Annotated in this window: 12 protein-coding genes; 5 read left to right on the forward strand and 7 right to left on the reverse strand. The window is 72.8% G+C overall.

Going from position 1 to position 13,064, the window contains the following annotated elements; all coding sequences use genetic code 11:
* Positions 1-132 precede the first annotated feature (132 nt).
* A complete protein-coding gene (locus ACGFS9_RS25955; protein ID WP_393256591.1) occupies positions 133-684 on the reverse strand; it encodes an alkyl hydroperoxide reductase in 552 nt (183 codons plus the stop codon).
* 6 nt (positions 685-690) lie between these two features.
* The gene (locus ACGFS9_RS25960) at positions 691-1,245 is read right to left on the reverse strand and encodes a peroxiredoxin (protein WP_393256593.1); all 555 of its coding nucleotides are present in this window, start codon (positions 1,243-1,245) and stop codon (positions 691-693) included.
* 315 nt (positions 1,246-1,560) lie between these two features.
* Here ACGFS9_RS25960 and ACGFS9_RS25965 point away from each other — a divergent pair, with 315 nt between their 5' ends.
* The 4 genes from ACGFS9_RS25965 to ACGFS9_RS25980 all read left to right on the forward strand — a co-directional run bounded on the left by ACGFS9_RS25965 (position 1,561) and on the right by ACGFS9_RS25980 (position 5,077).
* Positions 1,561-2,469 carry a LysR substrate-binding domain-containing protein gene (locus ACGFS9_RS25965; protein WP_393256680.1) on the forward strand — a complete coding sequence of 303 codons (909 nt, stop codon included), beginning with the start codon at positions 1,561-1,563 and terminating at the stop codon, positions 2,467-2,469.
* 180 nt (positions 2,470-2,649) lie between these two features.
* A complete protein-coding gene (locus tag ACGFS9_RS25970; RefSeq protein WP_393256595.1) occupies positions 2,650-4,128 on the forward strand; it encodes a hypothetical protein in 1,479 nt (492 codons plus the stop codon).
* Positions 4,129-4,185: 57 nt separating this feature from the next.
* Positions 4,186-4,644, forward strand: coding sequence for a roadblock/LC7 domain-containing protein (locus ACGFS9_RS25975; RefSeq protein ID WP_393256597.1), 459 nt, complete (start codon positions 4,186-4,188; stop codon positions 4,642-4,644).
* 4 nt (positions 4,645-4,648) lie between these two features.
* Positions 4,649-5,077, forward strand: a complete 429-nt coding sequence (locus ACGFS9_RS25980; protein WP_393256599.1) for a hypothetical protein — start codon at positions 4,649-4,651, stop codon at positions 5,075-5,077.
* Between the two features lie 71 nt (positions 5,078-5,148).
* On the opposite strand, the gene ACGFS9_RS25985 is transcribed toward ACGFS9_RS25980, so the two are convergent.
* From ACGFS9_RS25985 to ACGFS9_RS26005, 5 genes are all read right to left on the reverse strand, one after another.
* Positions 5,149-7,533 carry an ABC transporter permease gene (locus ACGFS9_RS25985; RefSeq protein ID WP_393256600.1) on the reverse strand — a complete coding sequence of 795 codons (2,385 nt, stop codon included), beginning with the start codon at positions 7,531-7,533 and terminating at the stop codon, positions 5,149-5,151.
* Positions 7,530-8,228 (reverse strand): ABC transporter ATP-binding protein, encoded by a 699-nt coding sequence (locus ACGFS9_RS25990; RefSeq protein WP_393256602.1) that lies wholly within the window; start codon positions 8,226-8,228, stop codon positions 7,530-7,532. Before ACGFS9_RS25990 ends, ACGFS9_RS25985 begins: the two co-directional genes overlap by 4 nt.
* Positions 8,225-8,752, reverse strand: a complete 528-nt coding sequence (locus ACGFS9_RS25995; protein WP_393256603.1) for a PadR family transcriptional regulator — start codon at positions 8,750-8,752, stop codon at positions 8,225-8,227. Before ACGFS9_RS25995 ends, ACGFS9_RS25990 begins: the two co-directional genes overlap by 4 nt.
* A 367-nt stretch (positions 8,753-9,119) precedes the next feature.
* On the reverse strand, positions 9,120-9,371 hold the full coding sequence (locus tag ACGFS9_RS26000) for a hypothetical protein (RefSeq protein ID WP_393256605.1): 252 nt from the start codon (positions 9,369-9,371) through the stop codon (positions 9,120-9,122).
* Positions 9,368-10,261 (reverse strand): SPFH domain-containing protein, encoded by an 894-nt coding sequence (locus tag ACGFS9_RS26005; RefSeq protein WP_393256681.1) that lies wholly within the window; start codon positions 10,259-10,261, stop codon positions 9,368-9,370. Before ACGFS9_RS26005 ends, ACGFS9_RS26000 begins: the two co-directional genes overlap by 4 nt.
* Before the next feature lie 327 nt (positions 10,262-10,588).
* Between ACGFS9_RS26005 and ACGFS9_RS26010 the strand changes: the two genes are divergently transcribed.
* Positions 10,589-12,925 (forward strand): transglycosylase domain-containing protein, encoded by a 2,337-nt coding sequence (locus ACGFS9_RS26010; protein WP_393256606.1) that lies wholly within the window; start codon positions 10,589-10,591, stop codon positions 12,923-12,925.
* The last annotated feature ends 139 nt before the right edge of the window (positions 12,926-13,064 follow it).

Consider the following 13,064-nt stretch of genomic DNA (forward strand, 5'->3'; position numbering starts at 1 on the left):
AAGACGCTCGGCTGGGATACCCCAGCCGAGCGTCTACGTGATCTACTCACCACCTGAAACCAAGCGGTGTTGCGACGACCCCTTGAACCCAAGGGAAGGTGGGCGGGGCCCTGTGCGTCGTGGGGCGCCGGACTAGCCGACCGGTACGGCCTCGGCGTCCAGCACGGCCTCGGCGTCCAGCGTGGCGGCGACGGCCTGGAGCACGGCGGCGATCTTGAACGCCTCCTGGATCGTCTCCCGGTCGACGCCCGCGGCGCGGAGCACCTGCTCGTGCGAGTCGAGGCACTGGCCGCAGCCGTTGACGGCGGAGACCGCGAGCGACCACAGCTCGAAGTCGACCTTCTCCACACCCGGGTTGCCGATGACGTTCATCCGCAGACCGGCGCGCAGCGTCCCGTACTCCGGGTCCGAGAGCAGGTGCCGCGTGCGGTAGAAGACGTTGTTCATCGCCATGATCGCCGCGGCCGACTTGGCGGCCGTGTACGCCTCGGGGGAGAGCTGCGCCTTCGCCTCGGGCTCCAGCTCACGCAGCACGCGCGGCGAACGCGACGCGATCGCGCAGGCCAGCACCGTGCCCCACAGCTGCTGCTGCGGGAGGTCGCTGTTGCCGATCACCGAACCGAGGTTCAGCCGCAGGTCCTTGGCGTAGTCCGGCAGGGCGGACTTCAGTTCGTCGAGTGCCATGGAAGATCACTCACCGGCCAGCAGGGCGACCGGGTCGAGGGTGGTCTCGCCCTTGGTCCAGTTGCAGGGGCACAGCTCGTCCGTCTGGAGAGCGTCCAGCACCCGCAGGACCTCCTTGGGGTTCCGGCCCACGGAGCCGGCGGTCACCATGGAGAACTGGATCTCGTTGTTCTGGTCCACGATGAAGACGGCACGCTTGGCGAAGCCGTCCTCGCCCTCGATGCCCAGGTCGCGCATCAGCTCGTGCTTGGAGTCGGCCATCATCGGGAAGGGCAGGTCGCGCAGGTCGTCGTGGTCCTTGCGCCAGGCGTGGTGCACGAACTCCGAGTCGCCGGAGAAACCGAGGACCTGCGCGTCACGGTCGGCGAACTCGTCGTTCAGCTTGCCGAAGGCGGCGATCTCGGTGGGGCACACGAAGGTGAAGTCCTTGGGCCACGCGAAGACGATCTTCCACTTGCCCTCGTAGGTCTTGTGGTCGATCTGCTCGAACTCCTTGCCCTTCTCCAGAGAGACGCAGGCGGTCAGGTCGAACTGGGGGAACTTGTCACCGACAGTGAGCACGCATTCTCCTTGCAGCGGGGAACCGCCCCTCGTGAGGGTGATCCCCTTGGGTTGGACGAACGTGATGGTGGCACAGGCTGGATTGATTCGGGAAATAGCTACACTCGGTCGAGTTGATCGGTTGCGTCTATCAGTAACCGTCCGTGAAACGATCCGGAAAGAGGTGCGGCCGTGACGAGCCCGAGCGAGGAGACCGGCCGCCCGGCATCCGGCGGCGGGGGCCCGGCCGGCCTGACGGCGGTCCTCGGGCGGGGCGCCGGCGCGGGCCGCGGCGCCGCCAAGGGCGGCGGACGCCGCCGGCCGACCCTCGCCCAACTGCGCGCCTTCGCCGCCGTCGCCGAGCACCTGCACTTCCGTGACGCGGCCGCCGCCATCGGCACCAGCCAGCCCGCGCTGTCCGGCGCCGTCTCCGCGCTGGAGGACATCCTCGGCGTGACCCTGCTGGAGCGGACGACCCGCAAGGTCCTGCTGTCGCCGGCCGGTGAGCGCCTCGCCGTGCGGGCCAAGGCGGTCCTGGACGAGGTCGGCGCGCTGATGGCGGAGGCGGACGCCGTCCGGGCGCCGTTCACCGGAGCGCTGCGGCTCGGCGTGATCCCGACCGTCGCCCCCTACCTCCTGCCGACCGTCCTGCGCCTGGTCCACGAGCGCTACCCCGACCTGGACCTCCAGGTGCACGAGGAGCAGACGGCCAGCCTGCTGGACGGGCTCGCGGACGGACGCCTGGACCTGCTGCTCCTCGCGGTGCCGCTCGGCATGCCGGGGGTCACCGAACTCCCCCTGTTCGACGAGGACTTCGTGCTGGTGACGCCGCTCGACCACCGGCTCGGCGGCCGCGAGGGCATCCCCCGGGAGGCCCTGCGCGCACTGCACCTGCTGCTGCTCGACGAGGGGCACTGCCTGCGCGACCAGGCGCTGGACATCTGCCGCGAGGCCGGCCGCGCCGACGCCCCCGTCACCACCACCGCCGCGGGGCTGTCCACGCTCGTCCAGCTCGTCGCCGGCGGCCTCGGCGTGACGCTCCTGCCGCACACCGCCGTCCGGGTCGAGACCGCCCGCAGCAACCAGCTCCTCACCGGCCGCTTCGCGGAGCCGGCGCCCACCCGACGCGTCGCGCTCGCCATGCGATCCGGCGCGGCCCGGGGCAGCGAGTACGAGGAACTGGCGGCGGCGCTGCGCGACGCGCTGCGCCCGCTGCCCGTGCGGGTGGTGGGCCCGCAGGGCTGAACCGGCCGGGCACAGACGGTCGTTCGAGTGACCGATCACGGCATGCCGGCAGACGGGAACTCTCAACTTCCGTCAGGTAGTGCGACTCCCGCGAACCCGTGCGTCCCGGCTGATACACATACCCCCTCAGTGTGACGCGTCAGTTTTCTGTGCGATATGCCGGACTGTCCAAGGGGAGTGATGTCGGGCCTTCGGGATTCCCTCGGCCGGGTCGGGTTCGACCTGCTGTCGACCGCCCTGAGCGACGGCCTCCGGGCGCGTGCGACCGGCGGGTTACGGGTGACCGGACGGCCCGGGGGCGTCTTCCACCTGCGGGACGGCCGGGTCGTCGCCGTCCGGAGCCCGGGCGCCCCCGGACCCGAGGCGCGCCTGCTGCGCTCCGGCCGGATCGGCGGCGAGCAGTGGGCCGACCTGGTCCGGGAGGCGGATGGCGCCCGCTGGCCGTCGTCCGCGCTGATCGCGCACGGCGTCGCCGGGGCCGCGCAGCTCCGGGTGGTCTGCGTGATGGCGATGCAGGACGCGGCCTTCGCCGTCGTCGCGGGGGACGTCGAGCGGTGCGATCGGCCCGACCCGGCCGTCGAGGCGGACGCGCCGGTCGAGGAGGGCGAGTATCCGGGGCGGCTGTTGCAGGAGGCGGCCCGCAAACTGGCGGCCCTCGCCGCGCTGCCGCGCCCCGTGCGGCCGGACCGGGAGCGCCCGGTGACGGGGTCCGTGCCGGACGCGGTACGCGAGCGGTTGACGCCCCAGCAGCGGGAGGTGCTGGCCCACGCCGACGGCCGGCGCACCGCCCGTGACATCGCCTTCGTGACCGGCCTCGGCGTCTACACCGTCACGGTCGGCGTGGCCCGCCTGCTCGGCGAGGGCCTGCTGGATCTGCCCGGCGAGTCCGCGTACCCCATCCCGGTGACCGTCCGGATTCCGCCGGCGCAGTCGCTCGGCAGGCGCCCGCCGGCCTCGGCCGCGCACCCCGCGCCCGAACCGCCCTGCGCGCCGCCCGCGGAACCGGACGACGGCGCGGGGGCCGCCCGCACCGGACCGGACGGCGCGGCCGCCGGCTCCCCGAACGGCTCGGACGTCCCGGACGGCACCGGCGCGGGGAGTGGGAGTCCCCCCGGCCGGCCGGAGGGCGCCGGCCCGGTTTCCGCCGACGGGCCGGGCGACACCGCCGCGAGCGACTCGGCCGGGCCGGGCGGCACGGGCCGCGGCGGCGCCGGGGAGCCGGAGCCGGGCGACGCGGGGCCGCGCGGCGCCGCCGCCGCGGACGGCGCGGCCCGCCACCCGGACTGCGGGCATCCCGGCCCGTCGCGCGGTGCCCCGGGGCCCCGGGGCGCGGGCGCCGGTGACGCGGGGCCGGGCCCGGGCGTCCGGACCCCGCCCGGCCCCCGGACGTCGCCCGACCGTCCCGCCGCCGCGTCGCCCGAGACGGCGCACCCCGGCGGCACGGAACCCGCCCGCACCGCTCCCGGTTCCGCGGGCCCCGGTCCGGCGGACCGCCCCGACGTCCCCGTGATCCCCGAACCCGGGGCCCCCGCGCTGCCCCGCCGCGAACCGGGCGCGAGCGGCATCACCGGGACGGCCGCCCCGGAACCGGCCGCGGCGAGCTGGAAGGGGTTCTTCCGGCTACGGCACCGGATCTGGACGCCGGACTCCGGCGCCTGACCCCGCACCGCCTTCCCCCGACCCGACGCACCACCCCATGACCAGGGAGTTCAGCAGATGAATCACGAGGCACTGGCCACCGAGATGAGGGGCCTGCGCGAGCGGGTGCCCGGCATCACCGACACGGCGGTCGCCGCGGCCGACGGCATGCTCATCGCCGCGGACACCGCCGCCGTGATCGAGGCGGAGAGCCTCGCCGCGATCGCCGCCGCCGGACTCGGCATCGCGCGGCGCGCGACGGCCGCGACCGGCCGCGGCACCTTCCGGCAGACCGTCACCCACGGCAGCCAGGGCTGCGCCGCGTTCTACGCGTGCGGCGACACCGCACTGCTGATCGTCCTCGGCGACGAGGGCATCGACCTCGAAGGGCTGCACGAGCGGATCCGGCCGGTCCTCGGCCGGGTCGCCGCGATCCTCGCCGGCGACGACCCCGAGCCCGCCACCGCGGCCCCGTACACGTCCGGGCTGCTCACCGGAGCCGTGACCGAACCAGCGACCGCGACCGAAGGAGTCTGACGAGATGGCCACCCAGCAGATGCGACCGGGATTCTCCGACCAGATCATGGGGCTGGTGAAATCGCTGCGCACCGACGCCCCGGACTGCGTGGCCTCGGGCGCCGTCGACATGTCGACCGGGATGCTGCTCTCCTACGAGACCGTCGACAACCATCCCCCGGAGGTGCTGGACCTGCTCGCGGGCGCGACCCTCGACCTGTTCCAGGGGCGCACCGTCCAGATGATCGAGGACGTGTTCAAGGAGCGCCGCGGCATCGAGACCGACCGGCACTTCTTCGAGGAGATCCTCGTCAACAGCGAGAACCTCACCCATCTGTTCGTCCGGATGAGCGAGCAGCAGGACGTGGTCGCCGTGGTGGTCTGCCGCAAGACGGTGAACGTCGGCATGCTCTTCGCCCAGGTCCGCCGCGTGGTGCGGGAGTACAGCCTCTGAGACGGCCGCCGGTGGCCCTGCGGGCAGGGCCACCGGCGGCGGGGACCGGGGCGTCGACCGCCCGGCGCCGCCTACTCCGTGCGCAGACCGTCCGGTCGCATCAGCCGGATCAGCGGCGGCATGCTGAGCAGGGTCACCAGCAGGACCACCCCCGCGCCGACGCCCGTCATCGCCAGCAGGCTCGGCCAGTCCACGCGCACCGGGGTCTCGACCATCTTCAGCAGCACCGTGCCGAGGGTGAGCCCCACCGCCGACGCCAGCGCGAGCCCGAGGGCGACCGGGATCGCGGTCTGCCACAGCACCGACAGACTCAGGGTGCGCCGCCGGGTGCCGAAGGCGACGAGTGAGGACAGCAGCTTCCTGCGCTCGCGCAACTGCTCCAGCTGCGAGACCAGCAGGCTCGCGCCGATCAGGAAGAGCACACAGGTGGCGCCGACGAACAGCCCGGTGCGGATGGACGCGAACCGCCGGGACTCCTCGCTCGCGGTCCAGGTCATCGCCTCGGTGAGCGGCCCGATCGCGGCGGCGGTGTTGCGCACGTGGTCGCGGACGTCGGGCACCGACGGGTCCAGCGTGACGTAGACCTGCCCGCTCACGGCCCGCTCCGCGGCGGCCGGCAGCGCGCTTGGGGTGACGAGGATGCCGCCGCGGTTCCAGCCGGTCGGGTCCTTGCGGTCTCCGGCCGGCAGGATGCGGTGCGGCAGGGTGAACGGAGCCTCGGCCGCCGCACCCCCGCTGTAGCCGGGATCGATGTAGACGGTCCGGCCGGGCCGGGCCAGTTTCGGGGTGGCGCTGTCGTCCGGCGCGCCCCGGACGGCGAAGACGTCGCCGTCCGCGCAGGAGGGCAGCACCGCGACCTCGCGCAGGGCGGCGCAGCTCCCGACCGTCACGGAAGCCGACAGCTCGGCCTCCTTGCGCCGCTCGCCCGCGAAGGAGGACGACAGGGCGACGGCTCTGCGGACACCCTCGGTCCGTTCCAGTTTCGCGCCGGCCTCGTCGAGGGACACGCCGCGCGGCAGGGCGACGGACATCTGGGCGCGTGCGAGGTCCTGCGGCGAGGGTTTGGTGTAGTCGCCCTCCACGCCCGCGAACAGCATCTGGAGCGCGATGGCACCGGCCACCGCCACCGCGATGCCGTTGACCATGCGTGCCGCCGTGCCGCTGCTCAACTGGAGTCGGCGGACCGCCAGTTGCCAGGCGACGCCACCCGAGTCCAGCCGGGCGACGACCGCCTCGACCACCCAGGGCAGCAGTGCCGTCACGCCGACCAGCAGCAGGATGACACCGCCGATCACCATCGACTCGTTGAAGTTCCCGTTGTCGCGGCCCTGCCCGATCATCGGGGAGAGCAGCCCCAGTCCGCCCACCGGCAGCAGCAGCCGCCACCACAGGCGCCGCCGCGGCGGCCGGGCGGTGCGCACCACGCCGAGCGGTTCGATGACGACCCCGCGCAGGGCGAAGAGGGTCACTGCGACGGCCGCCGCCGGGACCGCGACCGCGACCAGGGCCACCAGGGCGGGCGAGGGGCTGAGGTCACTCGGGAAGACGCTGATCTCGAAGACGTCGATCAGCGTGGCGAGTTGGCGGCCCAGCAGGAAGAACCCCGCGCCGAGGACGAGGCCGAGCAGGGCCCCGGCCATCGCCTCGCCGGCCGCGACCCTCCGGGTCATCCGGCCGTCCGCGCCGACCAGCCGCAGGGCCGCGAGCCGCCTGTCGCGCCGCTCGCCGCCGAACCGTACGGCGGCGGCGATGAAGACGCCGACCGGCATCAGCAGCACGACGAACACGATCAGGACGAGCAGCAGCAGGACCGGGTCCAGCGACGTGGGCCGGTCCTTCGAGCCGAACGCGTCGACGCGGGCGATCCGTACGGTCCGCTCGGCCTTCGCGGACAGGCTGTCGCTGCCCGCGTAGTAGGCGAGTTCGTGGGGTCCGACGAGTCCGGAGTCCGCGATCGTCCCGGTGATGCGGTAGGGGAGGCGCTCGCGCAGCAGGGCTCCGTCGGCGGACTTCAGCAGCCTGTCCAGGGCGGGCGAGACGACCATCTCGCCGGGGGACGGAAACGCCCTCAGGCCCGGAGGCAGCGGAGCGCGCGCTCCTTCGGGCCGGAGCAGCCGGCCGCGGATGTCGTCGGAGCGGTAGGTGGTGTCGGTGGCGGCGACCACGACCGAGTGGTCCGACTTCTCCACGACGGTGGAGGTGAACAACTGGTCGTTGCGGGCACGTTCCCGCTCCTGCCGGGCGGACAGGGCGCTGGGGACCGCGGTGGTGAGCAGCAGCACGGCCACCCCGAGGCCGACACCGACGGCCGTCAGCAGCACGCGTATCCATGCCTCGCGCCCACCGGTCAGCGCGAACCGGGCACCCATGGCGAGATCGCGGGACCACTGCGGAAGGCGCGGGGCGGGACGGGCCTCGCCGCGCGGGGCGGCGGCGGGGGACGGGCGGCCGCTCATACGATCCGCTCCATGTCCCGGGACCTGCCGTCGCGTACGACGATCTCGCGGTCCGAGTAGGCGGCCACGCGGGCCTCGTGCGTGACGAGCACGACGGCCGCGTTGGTGGAGCGGGCGGCGTCGGTGAGCAGCTGCATGACGCGCTCGCCGTTGAGCGAGTCGAGGGCTCCGGTCGGTTCGTCGGCGAACAGCACGCGCGGGCCGGTGACCAGGGCGCGGGCCACCGCGACGCGCTGGCCCTGGCCGCCGGACACCTCGCCGGGCCGCTTGGCGCGGACGTCGTCGACCTCGAGCCGCTCCATCCACATCAGCGCGGCGCGTTCGGCCTCCTTGCGTCCGCCGCCGTTCAGCCGCAGCGGCAGCGCCACGTTCTCCACGCAGGTCAGCTCCGGGACGAGCTGGCCGAACTGGAAGACGAAGCCGAACTCGGAGCGGCGCAGCGCACTGCGCCGGGCGTCGTTCATGGTCGCCATCTCGCGGCCGTCGTAGGTGATCGAGCCGGAGTCGGGTGTCACGATGCCGGCGAGGCAGTGCAGCAGGGTCGACTTGCCGGAGCCGGAGGGGCCCATCACGGCGACGACCTCGCCCGGATGGATGGAGAAGTCGGCTCCGTCCAGCGCGTTGGTCGGGCCGTAGGCCTTGCGCAGCTCCGTCGCGGTGAGCAGCGAGCCCGGGGGAGGGGCGGACGGGGTCATCGGGGCGTCACCGCCTCGGCGAGCCGGTCGAGCCGGGCGGCCGTCAGTTCCAGCCAGCGCAGGTCGGCTTCCAGGTGGAACAGCGCGTGGTCGCAGATCAGCTGGTCGGCCAGGTCGCCTTGGCGCTTGCGTTCGGTCAGCACACGCATCATCCGCAGGTGCTCCGAGCGCTGGGTGTCGAGGATCTCGCTCGCGTCGCGGTGGGTGAGCAGGGCGAGGACGATCTTCGTGTAGAGCGTCGACTGGAGGTAGGGCTCGGGCTTCTCGGGCGTGGCGAGCCACTGCCGGACGTCGGTGACGCCGGCGTCGGTGATGGCGTACCGCTTGCGCTCGGGGCCGCCGCCCGCCTCGATCCCGTCGACCTCGACGAGGCCGTTCTTCAGCAGGCGGGACATCGTCGAATAGACCTGGCCGTAGTGCAGCGGCCGGTCGTGACCGAATTTCTCGTCGAAGGCGCGCTTCAGGTCGTAGCCGTGGCGCGGCCCGGACTCCAGGAGCCCCAGAAGGGTGTGACCGATGGACATGCCGAGCACTCTACACAGTGCGTATACATCATGTGTATACAGACCGTGCACAGTCCCTGACGCAGCGCCCGGAACCGTGCGCGGCACGGGAGAGACGGCCTGCTCGGAGGGCATTGTCACGGTTCTGAAACCAGGACGGCGGGCCCGGGGAGGCCCGGTCGATACGGCCCGAGGGGCCGGGCGCCGGACCGGGACGCACCCGTCCGGTCGCGCGGCGGGGGCGACGGCCACCGCTCCCGGCGGCAGCGGGCCGCCGGTCCGCGGCCCGGCGGCCCGGATACGGGCTCCCGGACCGGCGGGCCGGAGGTTCCCGGGGGGCCACGGCCGTGCGGCTCCGCCGCCCCCGCCCCGCGGAGCGGACCGCGCCCTACCGGCCCTCGGGGTCGCCGGCGGCCGGCGGCCGGCCCCGCCGGGGGATCGGGCCCGCGCCGCCGGGGAGCCGCCCGGCCTCGCCGAGCGCCCGGCGCAGCAGGAACTCGATCTGCGCGTTGGCCGACCGCAGTTCGTCGCCGGCCCAGCGGGCCAGCGCCTCGTACACCAGCGGATCGAGCCGCAGCAGCACCTGCTTGCGCTGCTGCTGCGGCCGGCGCGGCGGAGTTCCCTCCGTGGGAGACGTCACTGGTAGAGGGACCCCGTGTTCAGGACGGGCTGCGCCGCGCGGTCACCGCACAGCACCACCATCAGGTTCGACACCATCGCCGCCTTCCGCTCGGAGTCCAGCTCCACGATGTCGCGCTCGGTGATCCGGGCGATCGCCGCCTCGACCATGCCGACCGCGCCGTCCACGATCTGCCGCCGCGCCGCGACGACCGCTCCGGCCTGCTGGCGCTGGAGCATCGCCGAGGCGATCTCGGGAGCGTACGCGAGATGCGTGAACCGGGACTCGATGATCCGCACGCCGGCCGCGTCCACGCGCGCGTGCAGCTCGGCGGCGAGCTTCTCGGTGATCTCCTCGGCGTTGCCGCGCAGCGACAGGCCGTCCTCGTCGTGGGCGTCGTAGGGGTACTCGATCGCGATGTGCCGGACCGCCGCCTCGGTCTGGGTGGAGACGAACTCCAGGAAGTCGTCGACCTCGAAGGTGGCCTGGGCGGTGTCCTGCACGTTCCAGACGACCACCGCGGCGAGCTCGATCGGGTTGCCGTAGGCGTCGTTGACCTTGAGGACGGCGGTCTCGTGGTTGCGGACCCGCGTCGAGATCTTGGTGCGGGAGGTGAGCGGGTTCACCCAGCGCAGCCCGTCCTGACGGATCGTCCCGCGGTAGCGCCCGAAGAGCTGGACCACGCGGGCCTCGCCCGGAGCGACCGTGTTCAGTCCGCACATCGCGAAGAACGCGGAGATCGCCACGAGGATGCCGAGGATGATCAGCGCGGCCTGCGCGCCGCCCGACGCGACGGCGCCGCCGACGGCGCACAGGGCGGCGCCGAGGAGCAGGCCGAGCAGCCCGAGCAGCAGCGCGAGCCCCCCGCCGATGCTGTGCGCGGCGAACTCCCGCACGCGCGGGGCGGGCATCTCGGGGGCGTCGCCCGGCGCCGCGGGGTCCGGTGCTCCCGGGGCTGCAGGGGCCTGCTGGGAAGTGGGTGACGACATGGTGGATCCCCCGTCTCGTGTGGTCTAGCGTAGAGCTAACTAAGTGATAGCACATTATCCCGCGCCGCAACCTTCCACGTCTTCCGCTCGTCGGTTCAGATGAGGCATCCGGGCAGGGCGTGCTGATTGTCACGTCCGGAAAAGACCGGATCGGCTGCCCTTTGTCATAGGGCGCGGTGTTAGCTTTCGAAGCTGACCTGAGCGACGAACGTGTGTGCCCCACGAGAGTGAAGCGGAGCGGATCGACCCATGGGACGAGCGGATGAGAGACGAGCGCGGCAGGCGCAGGGCCGCCGCGCGGCGCCCAAGCGCTCGGCCGGACACGAGTCGGCGAGCGCCGGCACCGGCGGGACGGCGGGCGGCAAGGCCCGCCGCACCGGCATACGCAGGTTCGTGAACTGGAAGACCCTCCTCGGCACGTTCCTCGGCGTGTGCCTGCTCGGCATGGGCGCCTTCCTCGTGCTCTACATGGTCGTCTCCGTGCCCGCCGGTAACGCCGCCGCCCGCCAGCAGAGCAACATCTACGAGTACAGCGACGGCAAGGTCCTCGCGCGCACCGGCAAGGTCAACCGCGAGATCGTCGACCTGTCCAAGGTGCCCAAGAGCGTCCAGAAGACGTTCGTCGCCGCCGAGAACAAGTCCTTCTACAGCGACTCCGGCGTCGACCTCAAGGGCACCGCCCGCGGCCTGGTCAACACCCTCGCCGGCAAGGGCAAGCAGGGCGGTTCGACGATCACCCAGCAGTACGTGAAGAACTACTACCTCAGCCAGGACCAGACCGTCACGCGCAAGCTGAAGGAAATGGTCATCTCGCTGAAGGTCGACCGCCAGCGCTCCAAGGACGAGATCCTCGCGGGCTACATCAACACCAGCTACTACGGCCGCAACGCCTACGGCATCCAGGCCGCCGCGCAGGCGTACTACCGCGTCGACGCCAGCCGCCTCAGCGTCGCGCAGGGCGCCTACCTCGCCTCGCTGCTCCAGGCGCCCAGCCAGTACGACTGGGCGGTCGCCACGGACGCGGGCAAGCGGCTGGTGCAGGACCGCTGGAACTACACCCTCGACAACATGGTCGAGCAGGGCTGGCTCGACTCCGGCAAGCGGCAGGCCATGAAGTTCCCCAAGCCCGAGGACCCCCAGGGCGCGCCGGGCATGGAGGGCCAGACCGGCTACCTGGTGACCGAGGCGCAGAACGAACTGGCCCGCCAGCTCGTCGCGCAGGGCAAGGCCGCCGACCTCGACGACGCCAAGGCGCTGGTGGAGGCGGGCGGCTGGACCGTCAAGCTCACCATCGACCGCAAGAAGCAGGCGCTGCTGGAGAAGACGGTCAAGAAGCAGCTCACGAGCAAGCTGGACCCGAAGAAGCGCAAGGTCGACGCCAACATCCAGGCCGGAGCCGCCTCGGTCGACCCGAAGACCGGCAAGGTCCTCGCGATGTACGGCGGCCAGGACTACTTCAAGCACTACGTCAACAACGCGACCCGCCGGGACTACCAGGCCGCCTCGACGTTCAAGCCGCTGATCTTCGCCGCCGCCCTCGCGGAGGAGGCCAAGACCCGCTCCGGCAGGCCGATCACGGCGAACACCATCTACGACGGCACCAACCGGCGGCCCGTGGTGGGCAGCGACATCGCGTTCGCCCCGCCGAACGAGGACGAGCACAGCTACGGCGACGTCACCGTGCAGACCGCGATGAACAAGTCCATCAACTCCGTCTTCGCCCAGATGGGCGTGGACGTCGGCATGGACGAGGTGCTGAAGGTCGCGGCCAGGCTCGGCATGAACACCAAGGGACTCCAGGCGGTGCCCGCGCAGACCCTCGGCTCGATGGGTGCGAGCCCGCTGGAGATGGCGGGCGTGTACGCCACCCTCGACCACCACGGCAAGCTCGTCACCCCGGCGGTCCTCGCGTCCGCCGAGCACAAGGACCTGACCGTCGAGATGCCCGACCCGATCGGCGACCAGGTGATCGCGGAGGAGGCCGCCGACACGGTCACCTCGGTGCTGACCGGCGTGGTCGACGACGGCACGGCCCGCGTCTCGGTGCGGGACAACCCCTCCCGCGGCGGGCAGCAGGTCGCCGGCAAGACCGGCACCTCCGACAACAACAAGTCGGCCTGGTTCACCGGCTACACGCCGAACCTGGTCACCTCGGTGCTGCTGTTCGGCGAGGACGCCAAGAGCCACCACCAGGTCTCCATGCGGGGCGCCACCGGCCTGGTCGCCGAGGGCGGCCGCGTCAACGGCGGTGGCTTCCCGGCCCAGATCTGGGCCGCGTACACCTTCGGTGCGATGGACGGCAAGGTCAGCGAGTTCGACCTGAACACCACCTCGGGCGCGGCCGTCCAGCCGACCGACACCCCGAGCGCCCCTCCGAGCCCGTCGGACACGCCGTCCTCGACGCCGACGACCGAGGAGCCGTCCACCGAGCCGCCCTCCAGCAGCAGCCCGCCGACGCCCTCGGACGAGCCGACGACGACCGAACCGTCCACGACGGCCCCGTCCACGCCGGCCCAGACGCAGACGCCGACGAACCAGCTCCCCGACAACCCGTTCGGCCAGGACGGCCTGAGCCAGGGGCAGTAGCCGCCCGCGGTGAGCCGCGGTACACGTGGGGCACCCGGAGCCGTCCGGGTGCCCCACGCGCACCGGCCCGTCTCTGTCCGGCCCGTCTCTCTCCGGGTGGCCTCCCGCCCGGGACGGAGGCCGGTCCACCGTTCACGCA

Source organism: Streptomyces sp. NPDC048566 (genome assembly GCF_043199735.1).
Taxonomy (GTDB): domain Bacteria; phylum Actinomycetota; class Actinomycetes; order Streptomycetales; family Streptomycetaceae; genus Streptomyces.

Bases quoted from the DNA above. Each gene is read 5' to 3' on its own strand.
- ACGFS9_RS25985 (WP_393256600.1), bottom strand. From the start codon at position 7,533: ATGAGCGGCCGCCCGTCCCCCGCCGCCGCCCCGCGCGGCGAGGCCCGT.
- ACGFS9_RS25995 (WP_393256603.1), bottom strand. From the start codon at position 8,752: ATGTCCATCGGTCACACCCTTCTGGGGCTCCTGGAGTCCGGGCCGCGC.
- ACGFS9_RS26005 (WP_393256681.1), bottom strand. From the start codon at position 10,261: ATGCCCGCCCCGCGCGTGCGGGAGTTCGCCGCGCACAGCATCGGCGGG.
- ACGFS9_RS25955 (WP_393256591.1), bottom strand. From the start codon at position 684: ATGGCACTCGACGAACTGAAGTCCGCCCTGCCGGACTACGCCAAGGAC.
- ACGFS9_RS26010 (WP_393256606.1), top strand. From the start codon at position 10,589: ATGGGACGAGCGGATGAGAGACGAGCGCGGCAGGCGCAGGGCCGCCGC.
- ACGFS9_RS25980 (WP_393256599.1), top strand. From the start codon at position 4,649: ATGGCCACCCAGCAGATGCGACCGGGATTCTCCGACCAGATCATGGGG.
- ACGFS9_RS25970 (WP_393256595.1), top strand. From the start codon at position 2,650: ATGTCGGGCCTTCGGGATTCCCTCGGCCGGGTCGGGTTCGACCTGCTG.
- ACGFS9_RS25990 (WP_393256602.1), bottom strand. From the start codon at position 8,228: ATGACCCCGTCCGCCCCTCCCCCGGGCTCGCTGCTCACCGCGACGGAG.
- ACGFS9_RS25975 (WP_393256597.1), top strand. From the start codon at position 4,186: ATGAATCACGAGGCACTGGCCACCGAGATGAGGGGCCTGCGCGAGCGG.